1 pseudogene is annotated in these 1,245 nt (G+C 45.6%); it reads right to left on the minus strand.

Going from position 1 to position 1,245, the window contains the following annotated elements:
• Window positions 1-236: 236 nt before the first annotated feature.
• A pseudogene (locus tag C200_RS14355) lies at window positions 237-1,098 on the minus strand (broad-spectrum class A beta-lactamase TEM-116).
• Window positions 1,099-1,245: the final 147 nt, after the last annotated feature.

A 1,245-nucleotide genomic window follows, 5' to 3' on the forward strand; every position in this document is an offset into this window, starting at 1 on the left:
ACCGCTGGTAGCGGTGGTTTTTTGTTTGCAAGCAGCAGATTACGCGCAGAAAAAAGGATCTCAAGAAGATCCTTTGATCTTTTCTACGGGGTCTGACGCTCAGTCGGAACGAAAACTCACGTTAAGGGATTTTGGTCATGAGATTAGTCAAAAAGGATCTTCACCTAGATCCTTTTAAATTAAAAATGAAGTTTTAAATCAATCTAAAGTATATATGAGTAAACTTGGTCTGACAGTTACCAATGCTTAATCAGTGAGGCACCTATCTCAGCGATCTGTCTATTTCGTTCATCCATAGTTGCCTGACTCCCCGTCGTGTAGATAACTACGATACGGGAGGGCTTACCATCTGGCCCCAGTGCTGCAATGATACCGCGAGACCCACGCTCACCGGCTCCAGATTTATCAGCAATAAACCAGCCAGCCGGAAGGGCCGAGCGCAGAAGTGGTCCTGCAACTTTATCCGCCTCCATCCAGTCTATTAATTGTTGCCGGGAAGCTAGAGTAAGTAGTTCGCCAGTTAATAGTTTGCGCAACGTTGTTGCCATTGCTACAGGCATCGTGGTGTCACGCTCGTCGTTTGGTATGGCTTCATTCAGCTCCGGTTCCCAACGATCAAGGCGAGTTACATGATCCCCCATGTTGTGCAAAAAAGCGGTTAGCTCCTTCGGTCCTCCGATCGTTGTCAGAAGTAAGTTGGCCGCAGTGTTATCACTCATGGTTATGGCAGCACTGCATAATTCTCTTACTGTCATGCCATCCGTAAGATGCTTTTCTGTGACTGGTGAGTACTCAACCAAGTCATTCTGAGAATAGTGTATGCGGCGACCGAGTTGCTCTTGCCCGGCGTCAATACGGGATAATACCGCGCCACATAGCAGAACTTTAAAAGTGCTCATCATTGGAAAACGTTCTTCGGGGCGAAAACTCTCAAGGATCTTACCGCTGTTGAGATCCAGTTCGATGTAACCCACTCGTGCACCCAACTGATCTTCTAGCATCTTTAACTTTCACCAGCGTTTCTGGGTGAGCAAAAACAGGAAGGCAAAATGCCGCAAAAAAGGGAATAAGGGCGACACGGAAATGTTGAATACTCATACTCTTCCTTTTTTCAATATTATTGAAGCATTTATCAGGGTTATTGTCTCATGAGCGGATACATATTTGAATGTATTTAGAAAAATAAACAAATAGGGGTTCCGCGCACATTTCCCCGAAAAGTGCCACCTGACGTCTAAGAAACCA

The sequence above is a fragment of the Piscirickettsia salmonis LF-89 = ATCC VR-1361 genome, assembly GCF_000297215.2.
Classification (GTDB): Bacteria; Pseudomonadota; Gammaproteobacteria; order Piscirickettsiales; family Piscirickettsiaceae; genus Piscirickettsia; species Piscirickettsia salmonis.